This is a genomic window from Alkalibacterium sp. m-11 (assembly GCF_054658155.1).
Genome location: NZ_BAAGIR010000005.1, coordinates 26,393 through 46,428, shown reverse-complemented (window position 1 = coordinate 46,428; position 20,036 = coordinate 26,393). Strand labels below are relative to the sequence as shown.

17 protein-coding genes and 1 pseudogene are annotated in these 20,036 nt (G+C 41.9%); 6 read left to right on the top strand and 12 right to left on the bottom strand.

All coding sequences use genetic code 11. The annotated features are described in order from the left end of the window. From ACYQ2O_RS01385 to ACYQ2O_RS01375, 3 genes and pseudogenes are all read right to left on the bottom strand, one after another. Nucleotides 1–246: pseudogene (locus tag ACYQ2O_RS01385) on the bottom strand (hypothetical protein); the annotation flags it as partial. A 257-nt stretch (nt 247–503) separates the two neighbouring features. Beyond that, nucleotides 504–1,970 carry a helix-turn-helix domain-containing protein gene (locus tag ACYQ2O_RS01380; RefSeq protein WP_346025169.1) on the bottom strand — a complete coding sequence of 489 codons (1,467 nt, stop codon included), beginning with the start codon at nt 1,968–1,970 and terminating at the stop codon, nt 504–506. Further along, complete coding sequence (locus ACYQ2O_RS01375) at nt 1,960–3,294, bottom strand: FAD-dependent oxidoreductase (RefSeq protein WP_459768784.1); 1,335 nt, start codon at nt 3,292–3,294, stop codon at nt 1,960–1,962. Before ACYQ2O_RS01375 ends, ACYQ2O_RS01380 begins: the two co-directional genes overlap by 11 nt. Before the next feature lie 226 nt (nt 3,295–3,520). Between ACYQ2O_RS01375 and aac(6') the strand changes: the two genes are divergently transcribed. Continuing rightward, nucleotides 3,521–3,961 (top strand): aminoglycoside 6'-N-acetyltransferase, encoded by a 441-nt coding sequence (gene aac(6') / locus ACYQ2O_RS01370; RefSeq protein ID WP_459768782.1) that lies wholly within the window; start codon nt 3,521–3,523, stop codon nt 3,959–3,961. Nucleotides 3,962–4,111: 150 nt separating this feature from the next. Here aac(6') and ACYQ2O_RS01365 read toward each other — a convergent pair whose 3' ends face one another. Next, nucleotides 4,112–4,354, bottom strand: coding sequence for a hypothetical protein (locus ACYQ2O_RS01365; protein WP_346025166.1), 243 nt, complete (start codon nt 4,352–4,354; stop codon nt 4,112–4,114). A gap of 200 nt (nt 4,355–4,554) precedes the next feature. Then, nucleotides 4,555–5,691, bottom strand: coding sequence for a M50 family metallopeptidase (locus tag ACYQ2O_RS01360; RefSeq protein WP_346025165.1), 1,137 nt, complete (start codon nt 5,689–5,691; stop codon nt 4,555–4,557). A 143-nt stretch (nt 5,692–5,834) separates the two neighbouring features. On the opposite strand from ACYQ2O_RS01360, the gene treR reads away from it, so the two are divergent. Further along, nucleotides 5,835–6,560 carry a trehalose operon repressor gene (treR, locus tag ACYQ2O_RS01355; RefSeq protein ID WP_346025164.1) on the top strand — a complete coding sequence of 242 codons (726 nt, stop codon included), beginning with the start codon at nt 5,835–5,837 and terminating at the stop codon, nt 6,558–6,560. Nucleotides 6,561–6,716: 156 nt separating this feature from the next. On the opposite strand, the gene treC is transcribed toward treR, so the two are convergent. The 7 genes from treC to rpmH all read right to left on the bottom strand — a co-directional run bounded on the left by treC (nt 6,717) and on the right by rpmH (nt 14,796). Beyond that, nucleotides 6,717–8,369 (bottom strand): alpha,alpha-phosphotrehalase, encoded by a 1,653-nt coding sequence (gene treC, locus ACYQ2O_RS01350; protein ID WP_346025163.1) that lies wholly within the window; start codon nt 8,367–8,369, stop codon nt 6,717–6,719. Nucleotides 8,370–8,544: 175 nt separating this feature from the next. After that, on the bottom strand, nt 8,545–10,002 hold the full coding sequence (treP, locus tag ACYQ2O_RS01345) for a PTS system trehalose-specific EIIBC component (RefSeq protein WP_346025162.1): 1,458 nt from the start codon (nt 10,000–10,002) through the stop codon (nt 8,545–8,547). Nucleotides 10,003–10,272: 270 nt separating this feature from the next. Beyond that, nucleotides 10,273–11,550: a bifunctional folylpolyglutamate synthase/dihydrofolate synthase gene (locus tag ACYQ2O_RS01340; RefSeq protein WP_459768780.1), complete on the bottom strand. Its 1,278-nt coding sequence runs from the start codon at nt 11,548–11,550 to the stop codon at nt 10,273–10,275. A 521-nt stretch (nt 11,551–12,071) separates the two neighbouring features. After that, nucleotides 12,072–12,983 carry an RNA-binding cell elongation regulator Jag/EloR gene (jag, locus tag ACYQ2O_RS01335; RefSeq protein WP_459768778.1) on the bottom strand — a complete coding sequence of 304 codons (912 nt, stop codon included), beginning with the start codon at nt 12,981–12,983 and terminating at the stop codon, nt 12,072–12,074. 74 nt (nt 12,984–13,057) lie between these two features. Beyond that, the gene (yidC, locus tag ACYQ2O_RS01330) at nt 13,058–13,903 is read right to left on the bottom strand and encodes a membrane protein insertase YidC (protein ID WP_346025159.1); all 846 of its coding nucleotides are present in this window, start codon (nt 13,901–13,903) and stop codon (nt 13,058–13,060) included. 90 nt (nt 13,904–13,993) lie between these two features. After that, nucleotides 13,994–14,338: a ribonuclease P protein component gene (rnpA, locus tag ACYQ2O_RS01325; RefSeq protein WP_091266735.1), complete on the bottom strand. Its 345-nt coding sequence runs from the start codon at nt 14,336–14,338 to the stop codon at nt 13,994–13,996. A gap of 317 nt (nt 14,339–14,655) precedes the next feature. After that, on the bottom strand, nt 14,656–14,796 hold the full coding sequence (gene rpmH, locus ACYQ2O_RS01320; protein ID WP_034298896.1) for a 50S ribosomal protein L34: 141 nt from the start codon (nt 14,794–14,796) through the stop codon (nt 14,656–14,658). Nucleotides 14,797–15,366: 570 nt separating this feature from the next. Between rpmH and dnaA the strand changes: the two genes are divergently transcribed. The 4 genes from dnaA to recF all read left to right on the top strand — a co-directional run bounded on the left by dnaA (nt 15,367) and on the right by recF (nt 20,030). Continuing rightward, complete coding sequence (dnaA, locus tag ACYQ2O_RS01315; protein ID WP_091266733.1) at nt 15,367–16,701, top strand: chromosomal replication initiator protein DnaA; 1,335 nt, start codon at nt 15,367–15,369, stop codon at nt 16,699–16,701. A gap of 186 nt (nt 16,702–16,887) precedes the next feature. Continuing rightward, nucleotides 16,888–18,027, top strand: a complete 1,140-nt coding sequence (gene dnaN / locus ACYQ2O_RS01310; RefSeq protein WP_459768775.1) for a DNA polymerase III subunit beta — start codon at nt 16,888–16,890, stop codon at nt 18,025–18,027. A 648-nt stretch (nt 18,028–18,675) separates the two neighbouring features. Continuing rightward, nucleotides 18,676–18,909, top strand: a complete 234-nt coding sequence (gene yaaA / locus ACYQ2O_RS01305) for a S4 domain-containing protein YaaA (protein ID WP_346025157.1) — start codon at nt 18,676–18,678, stop codon at nt 18,907–18,909. After that, the gene (gene recF / locus ACYQ2O_RS01300) at nt 18,909–20,030 is read left to right on the top strand and encodes a DNA replication/repair protein RecF (protein WP_346025156.1); all 1,122 of its coding nucleotides are present in this window, start codon (nt 18,909–18,911) and stop codon (nt 20,028–20,030) included. Before yaaA ends, recF begins: the two co-directional genes overlap by 1 nt. Nucleotides 20,031–20,036 lie beyond the last annotated feature (6 nt).

The following is a 20,036-nucleotide window of genomic DNA, read 5'->3' as shown; positions in this document are numbered from 1 at the left end:
GAACCGGTTTACAGTGTAAACACTAATTTCTTCAGGTGCTTTTGAAGAAAGGATAGCCTGGTTTCCAGATTTTGAGGTGAAGACTAGAGTAAACAAGAACTGAAAGAGTACCACAGGACTAACACCGCGAGTTTTTTTTACATTCGCTCGGTTCAAGAGTGTTCCAATTTTGAATTCTTTAAAAAAGTGGGAAACGGTCGATTCAACCTCGTGATTTTCTGATTTTTCTGGTAAAATATTAGTCATAAGACATCTCTCCTTTGAATGTTGTTATGGTGACTACATTTTACCAAAGAGAGGTGTCTTTTTGTGTGTTTTTTGATAATTATTTATAAGAAGTTTCAATAACCGCAAGGGTTAAACCTGGATATTCAACTGCAAAACTTGAGTTATCAACTAATGGTTGGAATCTCACTTGATTATTACTTTTGTCTAAGACTCTTACATACATTGATATACACATATTTTCTCAATTATAAGCTTTCTTAATGATGTCAGCTCTATTAATTTAGCTCCTGAATGATTCTTTGTATATTCACCATGTCAAATGAAGAAAGAATTTCTGAAAGTATATATATCCTGGCATCATCATAATTCGCCTGGTCTTTCGGTTCTTCATTGGTCAGTATGAGATCATAGATTTTTGTAGGGTCATAGTGCTCTACCCGGACCCCTTTGATCGGCTTTAATTTCAGTATGAGCAACTCTCCAAGAGTCTCTTTATACAAGCCGTCCATTTTCAGATCAATTCCCACCTGTATGACACTGGCCATTTTAAAGGTGATGAGAACAAGAAGACTGATGTATTTCAGCAGCTCCATCTTCAAAAGACTGTTATTCTCGCCCATCTTATCTGCGAGGGTTTTGGTACTGGTTTTCAAAAGTTTGCGTGCGAACGATACAACATTCGTTCCTACGATTTGCTTTTCCTTCGATATAATTCCTTCATATTCGTAGATTTCAATATCACCCTGGAAAAAGTATAGCCGGGTATGGATATGAGTGAGATGGTAGGACATGTCCCGTTCAAGCATATAAGGTAATCTGCGGTACTTAAAATGATTGATGATCGTTTCCGCTATCAGTGTGTCCATTGAAGCGATAGGTGCATGGCGGTCCCGAAGCAATCTGTATTCGTGGAAATCCGGTTCTGTGAGAACAGGAAATGCCAGTAGAAAAGCATAATGAATCATGGACTCAACTTCATCTACTTCAATAGAATACCGGCTGAAATAGCGTAGAACAAAGACTTGGATTTTATGAAAAAAGGGATCTTTTCTGTACGCCTTCATCTGTGTTCTCAGACGTTTGGCCTGCTTGTCTATGATTGATACACGTGCATTGCTGATAATCAGCCAAATTGTCAGACGCTCTCTGTTTTCAGGAGTAATCGTTACATTCAGGAACTTTTCCATTGCGTCGATCATCTGCCTCAGCCGGTCATTAGGATGTTCAGTAAGAAAAGTTGCTTTGTCTTCTATATAGCAATAGAACTGAAAATAGAAATACCGGATTTGAAGCTCTTCACCCTGCATCTGTCCGTTACGTATTTTAATGCCGAACTCTTTAAGATGGCTGTTCAGTTCTTTAATTTTTCGGAATAATGAACTCTCGCTGATTGCCAGTTTCTGCGTCAGCTGTGTAATCGAGAACTCCTGATGCTTGAAAAGAAAAGTGATGATTTGAAGCTTGATAGACTGATCGAGATAGAGTCGGTAAATCTGCTGGAGCGACAGATCATCACTCATGCTGAGCACAATCGTCTGTCCGTCATACTGAAGCTGGACCTTCTGATCAAAACCTTCAATTCTAACAGCAATGGATGACAAGTCGTTTTCAAGAGACGCCTTCGATACCCCCAAATGATTCAGCATCTTTCCATAAGACAACGTCCCGCCATTCAGCACGAGCTGATTGAAGATGGTGATTTCTCTTACTTCATTTTTCTCGAGAAAGTGTTCAATTTTCATCTTCGTCCGCCCCCTCATCCATCCAGGCTATCAGATTTGTGGTGGCAGTCACCTGAGAATAAGCTGGATTAAAGAAGTAATCGGTCTGCTGCAGATCCTCTAGGGTCTGCTTGGACTGAATAGCCAACGCCAGCACATTTATTTTTTCAAGTATATTGGCATCTGATATCATTTGAGCGCCCAGCAGCTCATGTGTTTTGGCATCATAGACCCATTTCAGAGTCACGGTATCAGAATCCGCCAGGCTGGTCAGACGTACCTCCTGTCTGTGAGACTCAACAGTCCGGTCAGTAAACAGACTCTCGGTTTCGGTCATACCTGTGCTGGCTATATACTTGCCGAAGACACGGGTACCAATCGTACGTAGCGAACCTTTAAAAGTTTGGGATGGCTCAATCAGATTGGCTGCTGCCACAATACCTGTCCGAACAGCATTATTGATCAATGGAACATAGACCCTGTCTTCTCCCGGTCCTGACAATTGAATGCAATCCCCCACGGCAAATACATCTTCGGCTGATGTTCTTAAATAGCGGTCGACAGCAATTGTCTGATCGGTATGCTGCTTGATGGTTTCATCCAGAAAAGGCAGATGCGGTCTGACATTCACTCCCATGATAACAGCATCACTGGTGACAGATCCTTCGCCAAGGTAGACAGTCACTTTCTGGTCTGATTCCATCTCTATGGAAGAGACCGTTTGTCTCATTCTCAGATCAACGCCCTTTTCAGTCATATTCTTCTCGATCGGCTTAATCATATCCTCGTCCAGATACTTGAATAGAACATAATCCATACTTTCTACCAGAGTCACTTGTTTCTCCATTGCGGTCAGTAGATCTGCAGCCTCTACCCCAACTTGCCCTCCACCGATAATCGTAATATGCTCACTTTCCTCAACTTTAATCAAAGCCGCCTGAGCCTCATCGTACCGCTTGTATTTTAGTACACTCTCCTGGGCACTGCCGATAATTTTCTCAGACAACTGTCTCGATCCCGCCGCTATAATCAGTTTGTCATAAGACAGCTGGTCTGATAAATCGTGCTGGTCATAAGTGATTATTTTTTGAGTCGTGTTTACCTTCTGTACAGTAGCATTTAGATGATACACGATTCCATGCTTATCCAGCTGGCCTTCTGTAACGAACCGGGCCTCATCCAAGTCAGTAATTTTCTTATCCCAATATAAATGAAGGCCGCTTGGTATGTATCCCAGGGTATCCTGCTTTTCAAGCAACAAAATTTCTGCATCCGGATGAATGTGACGTACTTCAAAAGCAGCAGCTACCCCAGCAAAAGATGCGCCTATAATGACTACTCTCATTTTTGTCCTCCTCATCAGTCATTTTTGAATCAGTATAACATAAAGAAATGAATTTAAGATGCGCCTCCTAACTTTATGCTTCATGCTTACTTAAGTATATATTTTGAGACTTTCTGTAATTCGTACTGGATTAAGGCTTTATCTGAAAGCGTTTGACCACAAATTGTGGTACACTATTTCTACAATCATTCATTTCTTTCATTACAGTTGAGCTGGAGGAATACTTATGCATAAAATTGTCAAAGCCAGAGACATACATATTGAAAACATTACTCAACTCGCTTTACTGCTATGGCCCAGCGAAGATTACGACGAACTTCAGCGGGAAATGACGAGGTATCAGGAGGATAGTACGGCTGAGCTGTTTGTCTGTGAAACTGATGACCAGGTTGTAGGCTTTGCACATGTCCAGCTGAGATTCGACTACGTAGAAGGGACGAGAACCACTCCAGTAGGTTATCTTGAAGGCATATATGTCAAGGAGGCTTACAGAAAAAGAGGCATTGCCAGAAAGCTGGTTGAGGTCTGCGAAGACTGGTCCCGTTTTATGAACGCAACCGAATTTGCCAGTGACGTGGAGCTCCACAACACTACCAGTGCAGCCTTCCATGAGAAAATCGGCTTCAAGGAAGCCCACCGGATCATCTGCTACACTAAGACTATTTAAAGTGAATATGCATCTGAAAATGGCGGAATATCCGTCATTTTTTTCGTTTAAATCCCCTAATTTATAACTGTTTTTTGAGTACTGACTGGTACTTTTTCTATGGTTTAGATTTATAATAAAGGTGAAAAATAAGGTCGTGCTCTCATGTGCCTACTGTTCGCTTATAACACTTAAACGTCTTTGGTGCATGAGGAAAGACGTGAGTGAAATGAGCACAAAAAGCATGCGATCACTAATCGTAAAAGTCGCTTGTCTGTTTTTAGGGGTAATCATCAGTTTGACCTTTGCTGTTCCAGTATCAGCCGCTCCAGCACAGACAGTGACCAGAGGATCCACCACAGAGAAAGTCGTTGCGCTGACTTTTGATGACGGGTCTGATGGGACAAGTATCAATCGGATTTTACAGACTCTACCTCATTCGTGTGGGGCAAGTCCTGACAATCAGATAACTTCAGTTTATTTTTCCAGAAGCAGACTAGTTGCACGCATTTTAACAATAAAAAGGAAACGACCTTCTACAAGACAATGTCGCAGAAGGTTCGTTTCCTTTTTTATCTTCTTATCCCTTCCAGGAAGGTTCAGTTTATCGTTACTCAACTATTATGTGTTACAAATGACATAACTGTTCCAAGATGATCCAGAAGGTTAGTATTTACTCGTTTATCCGCATAAGATGGCAGTTTATCCAGATGTTCCCTCGCCAGATCATACCATCGCTTGGCTTCAGTCCGGTCATTGTCTACAAAATAAGCAATCACACAGTTTACACGACAGACATCTGCCTGTTTCATTTTCAAGTGACTCTTCAGAAGCTTATCAGAAAGAATTCGCTCAATAAGCTCCGGCGTACCTGAATCTTCAATCAGCAGACAGTACACATACTCTCGCAGGATCTCGATGCGGTAAGCCGGAATGATTTCACTTCTCTGGTCATACAAATCACTCAGGCTACTTTCAGCTTGCTTGAAATTTTTCTGCTCAAGGCTGGCATTGATTTCAATCAGCTTATTATAGATATTGAACTGCTCCGTTACCGGTTCATTAGGATTGAACGTCATCTGATCTTCGGCTGCCTCAGAGTATGTCTTGTTATGACGGACAAAATCTCCATTCCATTTCAGCTGCTGAAAGAACTGATCCTGAGCCACTGAACTCCTGCCTAGTTTCCTCAGTATTTTTCCATCATTGAAGCTTAATGGAATGCCGTTCATAGCTGCAGACATCACACCGATGACAATAAAAATCATAATATACTCAGACGGGTATATTAAATAAAAAGTACCCGCAATCAGCGCGGTTATTCCATTTGCCAATACCCCGCCAAGCAAGTAGAAACGGTAAGGCCGTCTGTCATTATTCTCAGGCGGATGCATCAGACACTGACCCATCGTGCCGCTCATCGTAAATAAAATGGTCTTGAACTGACTGTCTTCCTTTATCAGCCCAAATCGACCGATTCTAAAAAGCATGAATGTGTACCCCGATAGTTTCCCGGCAAGCAGGTGACCCAATTCATGGATAATGACGTGCCCATAGACCAGCCCTCCGGCAATTACCATTACAATTCCGATACGTATAAGCAGACGTCCCACATCGAGATTTCCTTCAGCAGTCAAAGGCGTGCTTTCCATCCCAATCCGGTATCCGATAAAACCCACTCCACCTAGCACGATAATGTATACCAGTATGGCTTCCAGTTGCTTCAATCCTTGTTTTATTTGTGTCTTCATTAAATACTCCTTTTTAAATTTCTTCAAAATTTAGCTAAAAATTATGAATAGTCTTCTAATCTTATAACTGTTGAGTTACTGTTCATTTTCTTTTAAACTTAAAGGGTCTGTATCGAATGATTATAGTAAAAGGAATGGAAAATATGAGCAGATTTCAGGATATATTTCTAGATATCGAATCCGATATATTAAACCAGCAGTACAAACCTGGTGAACTTCTACCGAGCGAAAACCAGTTGTCAATAAAGTACAATGTTTCGCGTGAAACAATTAGAAAAGCCCTTAGCCTCTTGCTTGAAAGTGGTTACATACAGAAGAAACAAGGTAAGGGATCGATCGTGCTCGATGTCAAACGCTTCGATTTTCCGATATCCGGCCTGACCAGTTACAAAGAACTTCAGGATGCTCAGAACATGTCCAGCGAAACGATTCTCGTTGAAAACAAGAAGATGACTATTCCGGAGCACATTGCAAATTTTCTGAAGGTTTCTCATGACACTGAAGTGCATTGTGTCATACGTGCCAGAAAAGTCGATGGAGAAGTCGTCATTCTAGATAAGGATTACTTGTTCACATCAATCATCGAATCGATTCCGGATGATGAAGCTCGTCATTCACTTTATCACTACATTGAAAACAAATTAGGTCTTGTCATCGGTTTTGCTCGAAAAGAATTCATCGCTGAGCCGGCCACCCAGGAAGACCGTGAACTGATGACGCTTCATAATGATACGCATGTTGTCGTTACCCGTAGTGAAGTCCATCTGGAAGACGCTACATTGTTCCAGTATACTGAATCACGTCACCGACTGGACCGCTTCAGATTCGTCGAGTTTGCCAGAAGACGCGGGCCTGTTTCTTACGACTGATTAGTCTATTTAGAGCAACTATACTACATTTTATCCTTCAAATATAGTCCATATTCAACAGGTCACAAGCCTTACAGTTTGCCTGATAATAAAAAATGCGGAAGTCTTCTTTGATGAATAGAAGGCTTCCGCTTTTTTCAGTTAAAGGAATTACTTTTATTTAAGAAGAAAAGCAGCCGTTTCGTATGGCCCCAGTTTAAACTCTTTTTCCAGCTTTCTCTCACTGCCGTTTCCTATCAGGTACGACGCATCCATATTCAGCAGCTCATCCGGGATAGTGATCGTGTCGTCTTCTCCGTAAAAGTGGTTCAGCACCAGCAGCTTCTCGCCTTCGTATTCACGAACGTAAGCAAATATACTGGGGTGTTCCAGCTCCAACACGTCATAAGACCCTTCCTGAATGATCGGAATGTCCTTACGCAGACGGATTAACGTTTTGTAGTAGTCACGGATCGCCTGGCTGACATCAGTGTTTTCTGTATTGATATTTTTATAATTGTCAGCCACCTTCAGCCATGGTTCAGCGTCCGAAAAACCGGCGTTTTTTGAATCGTCCCACTGCATCGGTGTACGGGAATTGTCACGTGATTTCTCTTTGATGATGGCCATGGCTTCATCATGAGAAATCCCGTCTTCCCGCATCTTCTTGTATGCATTATGCGTTTCGATATCGACATACTCGTCCAAGTCCTCGTAGTTAGGATTGGTCATGCCGATCTCTTCACCCTGATAGATATACGGTGTCCCTCGAAGCAGATGAATAGTCTGTGCCAGCATCGTACTGGTTTCAACTGGATAATTCTCTACATCCCCAAAACGACTGTTGGCACGCGGCTGGTCGTGGTTGTTCCAAAACAGTGCATTCCAGCCTCCTCCTTCAACCATGCCTTCCTGCCATTCATGCAGGATCTTTTTCAGTTCAATAAAGTCAAAAGGCATTATTGACCATTTCTCACCGTCTTTATAATCGACTTTCAGATGGTGGAAACTGAAGATCATGGACAATTCATTACGCTCAGGATTTGAATATTTCACACCGTTTTCTACAGTGGTCGAACTCATTTCTCCAACAGTCACGATATCCTCATACCTGCCGAATGTTTCCTTGTTCAACTCCTGTATATAGTCATGGACGATCGGTGTATCTGTGTAATGGGACTTACCGACGCCGTCTTCAGCATCTTCAAGAATTTCATCTTTTCCAATTACATTAATGACATCGAAGCGGAGGCCTTTGACCCCTTTTTCCAGCCAGAAGTTGACGACTTTATATAATTCTTCTCTGACTTCAGGGTTACGCCAGTTCAGGTCAGCTTGGGTCACATCATACAGGTGAAGGTAGTACTTGTCTGTATCACCAAATTTGGACCAGGCTTTCCCTCCAAACTTGGACTCCCAGTTCGTCGGCAAGCTGCCGTCTTCCTGCAGTTCTCTTAAAATATAATAATCCTGATATTTCTTGTCTCCAGCTAACGCTTTCTGGAACCACTCATGCTCAGTTGACGTATGGTTCAATACCATATCGAGCATCAAGTCGATGCCGTACGAATTAGCTTCCGAAATCAATCCATCGAAGTCATCCCACGTCCCGAATATTGGGTCTATGGAAGTATAATCGGCCACGTCGTATCCATTGTCGTTTTGAGGAGATTTATAGAACGGGTTCAGCCAGAGCATGTCTATGCCCAGATCCGCTAGATAAGGCAGTTTCTCCTTTATTCCGTTCAGGTCTCCTATGCCGTTGCTGCTGGTATCTTTAAATGATTTAGGATACGCCTGGTAAATGACTTTATCATGAAATGTACTCATATCTTTCGTCCTTTCCAATTTTATTCTTAACATAGGAAAAAGGGCATTCCGTCAGATGTTCTTTTTCCAGTTTTATCGACCAGAATCAAAGAATATCAGGAAACACCCTTCCTCCATAGAGTAATGACACTTTAAGTTTATTCAATTATGTGAAGCGAAACAATCGATACGCCTCTTAGTTACCCAGTTTTGGAATTGGCAGATGATCATTTTCCCATTTAGTCAGGATATTGTTTTTCTCAAAAACAACAACTAGTACAATAGGAACTACGATAGCAATTGCCATAGCGATCAAGAAACCAATCCAATACTCAGGAATGATTGATAGGATTCCTGGAAGACCCCCAACACCAATGTTGAAAGATGCCACATTTAAGGCTACGGAAGTCATTCCCGCAAAAGCGGATCCGATCATGCCTGCAACGAATGGATACACGTATTTGATGTTGATACCGAACAGAGCCGGTTCTGTTACACCAAGATAAGCCGATATCATTGCTGGGATAGAGATCTGCTGTTCTTTCTCATTCCCACGGTGCAGCCAGATGATACCTAATACAGCTGAACCTTGAGCAATATTTGATAGAGCAATCATTGGCCATAGAATGGTCTGATCGAAATCTGCAACCAACTGAAGATCGATCGCATTAGTCATGTGGTGCAGTCCAGTAATTACGAGCGGTGCATACAATCCACCAAAGATAAATCCGAAGACCCAGTTGAATGTACCTGTCAGTCCCCATTGAACGACCTGAGATAGCCAGATGCCCAACTGCCATCCAATCGGTCCGACAACTGCATGAGCGACAAATACTGTTGGTATTAAAGCGAATAATGGAACAAAAATCATTGAGATGGCTTCAGGTATGAACTTTCTCAGCCATTTTTCAAGATAGGCGAGCAGGAACCCTGCCATCATGGCCGGAATAACTTGAGCCTGATACCCGATCATATCCAGCTGGAAGAATCCAAAGTCCCACTGGTTTACATCCCCTGCTAAAATATCCTGTACACCGAAAGCATTAAGCAGCTGTGGTGACACTAATGTGATACCTAAAACAATACCCAGAATCTGAGTCGTCCCCATCTTACGCGTCACACTCCATGTGATACCGACAGGCAGGAAGTGGAATATCGCTTCTCCCGGCAGCCATAGAAAGGCATTGACTCCGCTCCAGAACTGCGATGTTTCGACAATTGTCTGGCCACCAAGGGCACCGAATTCTACTGCTTCCAATACGTTTCTGAAACCTAAGATCAAACCACCGATAATAATTGCTGGAATTAATGGGGTGAAAATTTCTGCCAGTGCCGCCATCAGACGCTGCAGGCTGTTCATGTTCTGTTTCCCTGCACTTTTCACGTCATCTTTAGACACACCCTCAAGTCCCGAAATTGCTGAGAACTCGTTGTAAAAATCTGCTACTCTGTTCCCGATGATAACCTGGAACTGACCTGCCTGGGTGAATGTTCCTTTAACAGACGGGATATCTTCAATTCTATCCTTATCCGCTTCTGAGGGATCATCCAGTACAAATCGCATACGTGTAGCACAGTGCGTGACGGCATTGACGTTTTCTTTACCGCCTATTGCATCCAGCAACTCCTGTGCATCTTGTTTGAAATCTGCCACTTTTATTTCCTCCTTTATCTTAACTTGTATATACAAGTTGTTTGCATTTTTACTATACTTTACTGAATCAAAAAATGCAAGCGTTTCATTTTACTTTTTTTATTTTTTCATATCCTCTCCTTTCTCTAATTTCAGCTCACTCAATCCTTATAGTTATTTTACCACTGAACCATTCTCCTCTAATAATAAAAGCCCTTACCCGTTTTCAATACTTAATAAAAAAACAGACCCATCATTTGGCCTGTTTCTCTACGTTCAAACATTCAATTTTCAGTTCTGCCACAACCGTCTCATATCTCCTATCAGATAAAGAGAGCCGAATACAATCACTTTGCGGTTGAGGTAGGACTGACTTTTCAACTCAACAATCAGCTCGTCTACAGATTTAAAAGCTTGAGCATCCTGTCCCTTATCTTTCAGCCATTCAGCTGTAGTTTCTGCATCAAATCCTCTATAAGGGTCCGGAGAAACGGTCAGGACTTTTTCTGCATAGGGCAGCATCTGTTCAATCATTTCCTTGTATGCCTTGTCTTTCATCATACCTACCACAAAAATTAGTTGTTCATCCGGAAAAAGGTAACCGATGTTTTCTCTTAATGCAGCTACTCCCTCTGGATTATGAGCACCGTCGATCAGGATAGTCGGGTGTTCGCTGATTTTTTCCATGCGTCCGGGCCAGGCAGCCAGCTCCAGCCCTCTTCTAATATGCTCAGAGGTAATAGCAAAACCTCTCTGTTCAAGTACCTGCGCGGCTTCGACAACCAATACTGCATTTGTGATCTGGTGTCTCCCTAATAAATGGATTACAAGCCCATCCATCTCTTTATACGAGAACGAACTGTAAATGTCGGTCATACTGACAGAGGATATATGATTTGGAGTGACTCTGATCATATCAGCCTGCACATCCTCTGCTTTCCTGCTGATGACTGCATCCACTTCTTCAGACATTTCCGGGAAGACGACCAAACCGTTCGATTTAATGATTCCGGCTTTTTCTGCTGCAATCTGTTCGATCGTGTCTCCAAGAACTTTCATATGATCATACCCGATCGATGTGATAATAGAAGCTTCTGATGAGCTGACCACATTCGTTGCATCCAGTCTTCCTCCGATTCCGGTTTCCAGAATGACCAGCTCACACCCACAGACTGAAAAATGCAGCAGAGCTACCGCCGACAGAATTTCAAACGAATAAAGACGTTCTCCCGTTTCTTCCTCCACTTGTTCAACAAAAGGAGCTACTTTTTCGGTGGCTTCAATAAATACGTCGTCAGTGATCATCTGCCCTGAAATTTTAATGCGTTCATTGATAGATTCCAGATGCGGAGAGGTATAGACGCCTGACTTGATCCCCGCTTGACTGAGTATCGATGACAAAAAGGCGCTGACTGAACCTTTTCCGTTTGTGCCGGCGATATGAACGACCCGCAGGCTGTCCTGTGGATTACCCAATTTACTCATCAACAGACGCATTCTATTAAGATTTTCTTTCTGACCTGTTCCCCTATTCGTATTGACCAGCTCGATCACTTCAGTCATATTCATTCTTATTGTCCTCCTGTTTATTAATTCTGTCTTTTTATTGAGAGCGTAAGTTTGCCAGTTGCAATTCTGGCAACAATCCCCTATACTTACAGTAAGATTTCAACCCAACCTCATGCTTATCACTCAACTCTCACCGTTTATAAGCACTCTCACGTGCTGGTCTCACAACCATTTCTGACCCGACTAAACTTGCCTTCACCATTTTATTCTTTTCACCCATCAATTTCAATCTAACCAATACAGTCTTTTCTTAACCCATGGTTTACTTCATATGTATCTCTTATTTCATGTCTGATTTCCCACTACTTTTCTTTACCCTCTTTCTAAACTTGAACCTCCAGCAAGGATTTAATTATCTCAATTATTTAATCCCCACACCCACCAGACTCATTAACAGATTCCCGTATTCTATTTTACCTTGGCTGAAGTCAGAGACTCTTTTCCTTGCTCTAATGCCCTAACTTACGACATAGTGAAGAACGAGCCTGCGTTTGGGACCGCAGGCTCGTTTGTTTTGTCTATTAAATTTTAAACTGATTGTCCTTTGAAGGTTCGACCACTAAGTAACGGTGCGGCTCTTTCCCTTCAGAATGAGTCTGTACGCCTTTATGCTGGTTGAGGTAACGATGAATCTGTTTTCTCTCATGTGCCGGCATAGGCTCCAGAATAACTGGACGTTTGGTCTTCTTTACTTTTTCAGCTGTACGGTAAGCCAGTTGTTCGACAGTTTTCTGACGACGGTCACGATAATTCTCAGCATCTACTTTAGCAAACAGTTTATTGTCTGCTTCCTGATGAAGCTGAACTTGCGCAAGTGTCTGTAAGCTGTTGAGCACTTTTCCGTGTCGCCCGATGATCAGACCGGCATCTTCTGTGTCAATGATGTACTGAACGCGACGATCTGTTCTATTAATGGTAACAGACACATCATCAACACCCATCTTATCTGCGATACGTTTGATATAGTCAGCCACATTTTGAATAGCTGCCTCGTCTTTTTCATTCAGTTCGATGATTTTCTTTTCTTCCGGCTCAGGTTTTTTCATTGTGCCTTCTACTTTTTCTTCATCATCTGCACGTACAGGATGAGTCGTATCGGTTTCTTCAACACCTTCTTCGACCGGATCAGTCGACTCCTCTAGTGAACTGACCTTATCATCTGGTTCAGCTGCTTCTTTGATTTCTGGCTCGATCGTAGATGGCTCTTTCTCTCCAAGCAGGATTTCTTTAGAGACGAGATCTTCCACCGGATTCTTTGCATTTTTTCTTTTGACAACGACCACTGCATCTTTCTGTCCAATACCCAAGAAGCCTTTTTTTGATTCCTGTGAAATAGTAATATCCGCATTATCTCGCTTGATGCCTAATGCTTTAAGTCCTTTGTCAATCGCTTCTTCAGTGGTTGGCGCCTGTGCTGTGTATTTATCCTTCATAAACGCTATCCTCCATTCACAATCTCTGTTTCTCCTTTATTTTAACAAATTCGAAACAATAAGTCAGAAGATTTTTATTTTTTCACATTACGTCCGTACTTCTGAGCCCTCTTGATTGCCCGTTTTCTCTGACGTTCCGCTTCTCTTTCCTGAGCCTCTTTGTCAGCCCGCTCTTTTCTGATCTTGAACGGATTCTGGAAGAGAAGTGTCTGTACTACTGAAAATCCATTAGATACAGTAAAGTATAATGCTAGAGCACTTGAAAGACGGAAGGTAATGAAGACGATGAATAACGGCATAACGTATGTCATCACTTTGTTTCCTTCAGTCGCGCGTCCCATACTCATCAATACCGAATGTCCAAGGGTGAATACCCCTGCCAGTATAGGTAAGATGAAATACGGATCGGGTTGACCTAAGTTGACCCACAGGAAGTCGCCCGTAGCCAGGATAGGTGTACGGTTAACTGCCTGATAAAGGGCAATGAATACCGGCATCTGAATCAGCATCGGCAGACAGCCCATATATGGGTTTACTCCTGCTTCACTATAAAGGCGCTGCTGCTCTTCTTTCAGCTTTTCCTGTGTCTCAGCATCTCGAGCTGAATACTTTGACTTCAACTCTTCCATCTGAGGACTAATGTCATTCATCTGCTGCATATTTTTCTGCTGAAAATGCGTGAACGGGATCAGCATTGCACGAATGATGACTGTAACAATAATGATTCCTATTCCATAGTTTTCACCGAAGAGATTCGATACCCAGATAATCGCACGGGCGAAGTTATATATAATGACACCTTCCCAGATCCCCGTACTCTCTGCAGAAACTGGATCCGTTCCACAGGCAGATAAAAATACAACTAAAGCAAGCATACTGACTGCAAGGAGCAATCGCTTACGTTTTCTTAAAAAATTCAATCATGTTCCCTCTCTTCTTCTACTAATAACTAAAATCTTCTAATTACATCTATTTTGAAAGTCGAAGCATATCCGGTTCACTGCATAGTACTAAACAAATAAACCAGCTTTCTTCATAACATGCAGCAGACTTTTTTTCATCTCATTAAAAGACATCTGCTTTGTCGGCTGTCTTGCGATCACAACAAAGTCGACATCAGGTCTGATCAGGTCTTCATGATCCATTTCAATAAGCACGTGCCTGATTTTTCTTTTGATCTCATTTCTTTTGACCGCATTTCCAAGTTTCTTCCCTACGGAAAGCCCGACACGAAAATGAGACTGGTTTTCTTTGTTTAAAGAGTAAACAACAAACTGCCTGTTAGCCATGGATTCACCCTGATGAAAGACCTTTTGAAAATCTGCTTCCTTTTTTACTCGATAAGCTTTCTTCATTCCTGTCCCATCTTTCTAAGCTAAGCATTGATTAAATAGAAAAGCTTCACGTGCCGTTAAGCCTCGACAAGAAAATACCTTAGTATCTGTTTGAGGTTCAGCTCTTACAGATATACTTGAGATCGCCGGAGCGATAGCGAGTAGAGGAAATTTGCCCTGAATGAGCATCCTGCGCAATGGGTAAATTTATCTTTTTCTCGAGAGGCTGGCACGTTAAGCTAGACATCATTCGATTTGAAACAATTCGACATTAAATAAAAAAAGGCAACGTGCTCTCACTATAGCTATCAGTAAGAAGCTCCCGTCGCCTGTCGTCATTAAGCTGAAATTCTTTTTCTTCCCTTACGACGTCTGTTTTTTAATACTCTACGTCCGTTTTTTGTACTCATACGTTTACGGAATCCATGTACTTTTTGACGCTTACGTTTTTTGGGTTGATATGTTAGTCCTTGTGCCATTGAGAAACACCTCCTGAATCTTTCCTTTGTCCTCTGACTTATCAATAAGCATAAAGTTAGTGACTGCATTAATATCTAGACAGACTATGTTATTTTAGAAAACATCTGACCATTTGTCAAGTATTTCTGAGCAATTGCTGCTTTATATAAGATATAATAATCATTTTTTTCCACACATTTATGTCACACATTCAGATTTTTGCCAGCTAATTATACAGATTATTTGTCCACAGCCTCTTGATACCGTTCATCCACACAATAGTAACCCACATCACTTTCAACAGGTTTTCCACAGTTCCACAGTGTGTTTATAAGAGTCATGCACAGTCAGATACAACTTGTGTATAACTCTTATTTAAGCTGGTATATCAGTCTTGATTATGTAATAGTTATCCACATTTCCTGTAAAAAAGTATAGCTTTATTTTCAGTTATTCACAGTCGGATCAAGTCTGTGGATATCTTTTTGTACATCCTGGGGAAAGATTATCAACAAATAAAACCTATTGTGGAAAACTTAAATCATACATGATAAACTGTAAAAAGCATCTTATCGGCGAGGAGGAAAAAAATGGACGATTTACAGTCAACATGGAGTTATCTACAGGAAAAATTTAAAGAAACCTTGTCAAAAGTCAGTTACGACACTTGGATACATAGTGCTAACCTCGTCCGGATAACGAATAATTCAGTCACGATCGAAGTGCCTTCTACATTACATAAAGAGTATTGGAAGAATAATCTCTCGACTAGAGTCGTTGAATATCTTTATGAATTTCTGGGACGTGAAATCTCTCCTTTATTTGTCACAGCAGAGGAGCAGGCAGCCCATGAGGAACAGGAAGACACACAGACTGTTCAGGCTTTCGAAACTCAACCCGTTTCAAGTACATTGAACAGTAAATATACCTTTGATACGTTTGTCATCGGAAAAGGCAATCAGATGGCCCATGCTGCTGCCTTAGTCGTTGCTGAAGAACCTGGTACGATCTATAATCCGCTGTTCTTTTACGGAGGCGTTGGATTAGGAAAAACACACCTGATGCATGCGATCGGCCACCAGTACCTTCAGATCAACCCTAATGCAAAGATCAAATATGTATCGAGTGAAAATTTTGCGAATGATTTCATCAATTCGATCCAGAACAGAACTCAGGAAAAATTCCGTCAGCAGTACCGTAATGTGGACTTATTATTAGTAGACGATATTCAATTCTTTGCTGACAAGGAAGGGACTCAAGAAGAGTTCTTCCATACATTCAATGCCTTGTATGACGACCGGAAACAGATCGTACTGACAAGTGACCGGCTGCCAAACGAAATTCCTAAACTCCAGGAACGTCTGGTATCACGCTTCGCATGGGGATTATCTGTAGACATTACCCCACCAGATCTGGAAACCCGTATCGCGATTTTACGTAAGAAAGCCAACGCAGAAGGTCTGGAAATACCAAACGACACTTTAAGCTATATTGCCGGACAGATTGATTCGAATATCAGGGAACTTGAAGGTGCCCTTGTCCGCGTACAGGCTTATTCAGCAATCCAGCGCAATGACATCACGACCAGTCTGGCTGCCGATGCACTGAAAAGCATGGTCAAGAATGATTCCAAGCAGAATGTGTCGATTGCTTCCATTCAGCAGAAAGTCTGCAAGTACTATCAGATTTCTCTCGCTGACTTGAAAGGGAAGAAACGGGTCAGACAGATTGTTTTACCCAGACAGATCGCTATGTATCTCTCACGAGAACTGACCAGCACGTCACTTCCTAAAATTGGAAAAGAATTCGGCGGCAAAGATCATACTACGGTCATTCATGCTCATGAAAAGATTAAGAAAGCTCTTAATGAAGAAAACGACAGCGAATTGAGAGACCAGATCGAAGAAATCAAGAAAAGTCTCTAATCGCTCTTGTGGATAAAGTCTCAAGTCATGCACATCTTTATTCACAACTTATCCACAAGTGGAAAACCTTCTGTTCCAGATGAAATTTACGTTTTCCACAGTATACACAGGCCCTACTACTATTACTAAGAATTTATTTACTATATAATTATAAACGGGTACTCAATTTATTATTGGAGGATGCATATGAAATTTACAGTTAATCGATCAGCGTTTTTAAAAAAATTAAAAGATGTTCAACTCGCTGTATCATCTAGATCAACTATTCCCATTCTTACAGGAATTAAACTTATTGCTTCAGAAGAAGGGATTCAACTGACAGGCAGCAACTCTGATATTTCTATTGAAACGTTCGTCAGAAAATCAGATGAACAGTCTGGTCTGACTATAGAAGAAGAAGGTCAGATCGTGCTTCAGCCTGCACGTTTCTTCAGTGATATCGTCAATAAACTGCCAGATGAAACCTTTACTGTTGAAGTGAAAGACAGAGTTCAGACAGCTATCACGTCTGCATCATCTTCTTTTATCATTAACGGACTGGATGCTGCTAACTATCCGCATCTCCCGGAAATCGATACGACCCAGTCATTTACACTTCCGGTCAACTTACTTAAAAAAATCATTAAACAGACAGTTATTGCCGTATCAACTCACGAAAGTCGTCCGATCCTGACAGGTATTCACCTGACAATCAGTGACGGCAAGCTTAAAGCTGTTGCTACAGACAGTCACCGATTAAGTCAGCGTGTCATTCCTGTTGAAGGAACTGAAAGCCTGTCTTACAATCTGGTCATTCCTGGTAAGAGCCTTCAGGAACTGACTCGACTGCTCGACGACAGCCTGGATGAAATAGAAGTAGCGATCGCTGAGAACCAGATCCTCTTCAAGACCGAAGATACTTTGTTCTACTCAAGACTGCTTGAAGGAAATTATCCGGACACGGACCGTCTGATTCCTGATAGTTCAGCTACAGAAGTGACTTTGGAAGCACAGATTCTTCTTGGAGCAGTGGAAAGAGCCTCTCTTCTTTCCCACGAAGGTAAAAATAACGTCGTTAAACTCTCTGTGAAAGATGATACTGTAGAAATCACCGGTAATTCTCCAGAAGTCGGGCGAGTAAACGAACAGGTCACCACTCAGTCAATTTCCGGTGAAGAAATGGAGATTTCTTTCAATCCGGACTATCTGAAAGCTGCTTTGACAACTTTTGGGCCTGTGGATATCACACTTAAGCTGATTTCTACCTTGCGTCCATTTGTTCTGGTTCCAAGTGAAGACAAGAATGAATTCATTCAGCTGATCACACCGATCCGTACATCCACATAAAATGAATATAAAGTGAATAAAGCTGAAAAGACCCAATGCTGTCGGGTCTTTTTTTGTTATATAACAGGCAAATTTGCTCTTATGCGGATCGTTCTAGAAGAGAAGGAGTGACGATTGAAGTAAAATGCCAGTTATTTGGCTTCAAGTGTCCACTCGCCATGATTAGTCATCTGAGTGGGCAGAAGTTGGCAGATCTATGCCCACCCGGAGCAGTAGATTCGGATGAGTGGACAATAATTCAATAATCTCTGTCTACCCAAATGAATTGATCGGTTGAGTGGTCAATAATGTCTCACTTAATGACTACTCAACTTTAAAGTGGCTCTCGAGCTGGATAAAGTACCAGCTAGTCGGTCAAATAAAGGAATTTTCCGCAATTTTGACTCTTATTTTAAAATTGAACGATCTATTGCTGGCTCTCAGATACATATTCCCCTTAAATAAGCCAAAAATTTAAATATAAAGACTCTAAGCGAATTTGAATAAAAAAGAAGGATTTGTCATTTTACCCTTAAAATCGATGAGAACGGATTTTTTCCCATAAAAATTTGTTTCACACTCCAAAATAAGGTATAATATAAGAAGAGAAATTATGCAGAACGTGGATGATCTGATCCGCGTCTTTGCTTTTTAAAGGAGCCAATTATAGTGCCGGAAATAATACAAATCAATCAATCAGTCATTACACTGGGACAATTTCTGAAGCATGCGACAATCATATCAAGCGGAGGAATGGCCAAGCCTTTCCTGATGGACTATACCGTCTGGGTCAATGATGAAGCGGATAACCGCCGCGGCCGCAAACTGCATCCTGGAGATGTCATCAAGGTGGAAGGCTTCGGGACCTATCTTTTAGAATCAGCTCAAAATGAGGATAACTGATGTATTTAAAGAAACTGACGTTGAAGGGTTACCGCAACTATTCTGATGCAGAGGTAACTTTTTCCAACCAGATCAACGTCTTTTTGGGCGAAAATGCTCAAGGAAAAACGAATATCATGGAAAGTATTTATGTGCTGGCTATGACGAGGAGCCACCGGACATCCAACGATAAAGAGCTGATCGGATGGGATCAGGATTTTGCCCGGGTAGCCGGAACGGTCGAGAAATCAAGCGGAGAGTATCCTCTTGAAATCATCCTCTCAAAAAAAGGGAAGAGGGCAAAGCTTAATCATCTTGAGCAGAAGAAACTCAGCCGCTATATCGGACATCTGAATGTAATTTTGTTTGCTCCGGAAGACCTGTCTCTCGTCAAAGGATCCCCTTCTGTGAGACGGAAGTTTCTGGATATGGAAATGGGTCAGATGAGTTCCATTTATCTGTATCACCTCGTTGAGTACCAGAAAGTCCTGAAACAGCGTAATGCTTACTTAAAACAGCATAGAAAAAGCGGAAAACTGGACCAGACCTATTTAAGTATCCTGAATGAACAGCTGGCGGCCGAAGGGGCTGAACTGCTTGCTCAGCGCTTTTCCTTCACGAGACGACTGGAGAACTGGGCACGCCCCATTCATTCAGATATCTCTCAGGGTAAAGAAACGCTGACGCTGGAGTATGCCTCTTCTTTTTCTGTGACATCAGAAACGGATAAAAAGCAGCTGATGAACGATCTGCTAAAGCAGTATAAAAAGCATGAGCAGAGAGAGAAGGAACAGGGTACGACGCTCTACGGTCCTCATCGGGACGACATCCGTTTCTTCGTCAATGAGAAGAATATTCAGACGTACGGGTCCCAGGGACAGCAGCGGACAACTGCGCTGAGTCTAAAACTGGCTGAAATTGAATTAATGAACGAGATGACGGGGGAGTACCCCGTTTTATTATTGGACGATGTACTGAGTGAACTGGACGATGAGCGACAGACTCATCTACTGAAAACCATACAAGATAAAGTCCAGACCTTTCTGACAACGACAAGTCTGGACGGCGTGAAAAAAGAATTGCTTCATCATCCGCGCATCTTCAATGTGCGCAGTGGTCAAATCGAAATGGAGAGTGAATAGAGTGGC

Excerpts from the sequence above, each read along its gene's own strand:
- ACYQ2O_RS01380 (WP_346025169.1), bottom strand. The coding sequence starts at position 1,970 with ATGAAAATTGAACACTTTCTCGAGAAAAATGAAGTAAGAGAAATCACC.
- ACYQ2O_RS01375 (WP_459768784.1), bottom strand. The coding sequence starts at position 3,294 with ATGAGAGTAGTCATTATAGGCGCATCTTTTGCTGGGGTAGCTGCTGCT.
- ACYQ2O_RS01360 (WP_346025165.1), bottom strand. The coding sequence starts at position 5,691 with ATGAAGACACAAATAAAACAAGGATTGAAGCAACTGGAAGCCATACTG.
- treR (WP_346025164.1), top strand. The coding sequence starts at position 5,835 with ATGAGCAGATTTCAGGATATATTTCTAGATATCGAATCCGATATATTA.
- treC (WP_346025163.1), bottom strand. The coding sequence starts at position 8,369 with ATGAGTACATTTCATGATAAAGTCATTTACCAGGCGTATCCTAAATCA.
- ACYQ2O_RS01340 (WP_459768780.1), bottom strand. The coding sequence starts at position 11,550 with ATGAATATGACTGAAGTGATCGAGCTGGTCAATACGAATAGGGGAACA.
- jag (WP_459768778.1), bottom strand. The coding sequence starts at position 12,983 with ATGAAGGATAAATACACAGCACAGGCGCCAACCACTGAAGAAGCGATT.
- rnpA (WP_091266735.1), bottom strand. The coding sequence starts at position 14,338 with ATGAAGAAAGCTTATCGAGTAAAAAAGGAAGCAGATTTTCAAAAGGTC.
- rpmH (WP_034298896.1), bottom strand. The coding sequence starts at position 14,796 with ATGGCACAAGGACTAACATATCAACCCAAAAAACGTAAGCGTCAAAAA.
- dnaA (WP_091266733.1), top strand. The coding sequence starts at position 15,367 with ATGGACGATTTACAGTCAACATGGAGTTATCTACAGGAAAAATTTAAA.
- dnaN (WP_459768775.1), top strand. The coding sequence starts at position 16,888 with ATGAAATTTACAGTTAATCGATCAGCGTTTTTAAAAAAATTAAAAGAT.
- recF (WP_346025156.1), top strand. The coding sequence starts at position 18,909 with ATGTATTTAAAGAAACTGACGTTGAAGGGTTACCGCAACTATTCTGAT.